Raw genomic sequence first — 1,692 nt, forward strand, 5'->3', positions numbered from 1 at the left:
GGGCCGGGATGACCGGGGCGGGGGACGAAGCGGTACCGGTGGGCTGTGCGCCGCCTCCCGCGGCCACGTCCGCCAGCTGGTCCTCCAGGCGGCGGGTGAGTTCGTCGGTGCGGGCCGCGGCCTGCTCGCGGTCGAGGGCCAGCAGCAGCCGGCAGTCCTGCCCGTGCCCCGGGCGCACGTGCGGCAGCCAGCCCAGCCAGGACCACTCGGCGGTGCGCTCCTCAAGAGGGCGGGAGCGGTCGGCGGCGATCAGGACGATCTCCAGCATGTCCGGGGAGTGCAGCGCGGTGAGCTGGGCCAGCACGGTCCGGGCCAGCCCGGCCAGCCGCGCCCGTGGCCCGGCCAGGCCCAGGGCGCCGACCTCGCGCAGCCCGGCGGTCACGGGGACGGCGGGCAGCAGGCCCGAGCCGTCCGGCGCCGCCCGGTCGGCCGTACCGAGGCGCACGGCGAGTGCCTCCGGGTGGCCGGGGCCGCGCTCCCACAGCCGCGGCCCGGGCCCCAGGGTCGTGAGCAGCAGCGTGGCCGGGTCCGGCCACGTCTCCGGCGCGGCCGACACGACGACCGGGTGCTGCTCCGCCACCACCGCGGCCGAGCCGTCCTCATATGCCTCACGGGGCTCCGCCGCCTGCTCGCCACGCCCTCCTCCGGCCAGCCGCCGGGCCCACGCCCCGAGCCCGCCACGCCTGCGGCTCCCCGGGGGCACGTCGGTGCCGCGCAGGGGAGTGCCTTTGCGCCCGCGCCCGGCGCGCTGGTCCGCGAGGGCGGGGTCGTCGGTACCGGTGGGAGCAGCCGGCCCGCCCTGAGGCCGGCGGCGCGGACCGGTTCCGTCCGCGGGACCGGTGTTGTATGCGGGGTCTATGTTGTACGCGGGGCCGGTGTCGTACGCAGCTGCGGCGCCGTCCGGGCCCGCGTGGTCGACCGCCGCGATCCCGGAACCGCCCGCGTGCGTGTCGCCGGTGCCGCGCGCAGGCCTTCCCGCATCGCGTTGCCGCACGGCGTCGGCTGGGGCTCCGGGAGAGGTCAGGGGCGGCGAACCGTGAGCGGCATCGTGCTGCCGGGTACGCGTGCTGTGCGCCCCGGAGGGGGTCTGGGCGGCCCCGGTGGGCCCGGGCCGCGATCCACCGTCGGCCGTCTGCCGAGGGGCATCGCTCCCGGTGCCTCCGGGCGGCACCTCACTCCAGCCGTCCCCCGCATGGGCCGCGCCCCCCGCACCCTGGGGCGGCACCTCACTCCGGCGGCTCGCGGAGAGGGCTTCGCCCTGTTTGCCCGGGGGTGGCGCGGTGTTTCGGCGGCTGCCGGAGGAGGCTTCGGCCCGGCTGCCCGGGGTGGGCATGTCGGTTCGGCGGCTCGCGGAGGGGGCTTCGCCCTGGTTGGCCGGGGTGGGCACATCGTTCCGGTGGTCCCCCGCGTGGGCCGCACCTCCCACGCCTGGCGGCGGCACGTCACTCCGGTGGCCCCCGGAGGGTGCTTCGCCCCGGCTGCCCGGGGGCGGCCCGTCGCTCCAGCCGTCCGCCGAGAGGGCTTCGCCCCCGCTGCCGGCAAGGGAGGCACCGCTGCCCGCGGGCCGGGCATCGCTGCCCTGCCCCCACTTCCGCGGCGCTTCCGGCCCCGCGCCCGCACCTCCGCTGCCGAGCCGCGGCGCTTGGTGTCCCGCCCGCGCACCTCCACTGTGGGTCCCCGGCGCCTGAGACC

The 1,692-nt window shown here is 79.1% G+C and carries 1 pseudogene; it reads right to left on the reverse strand.

Annotated features, from left to right (window positions below):
- Nucleotides 1-994, reverse strand: a pseudogene (locus tag C1J00_RS43005) (hypothetical protein); the annotation flags it as partial.
- Between the last annotated feature and the right edge of the window lie 698 nt (nucleotides 995-1,692).

The sequence above is a fragment of the Streptomyces cahuitamycinicus genome (assembly GCF_002891435.1).
Classification (GTDB): Bacteria; Actinomycetota; Actinomycetes; order Streptomycetales; family Streptomycetaceae; genus Streptomyces; species Streptomyces cahuitamycinicus.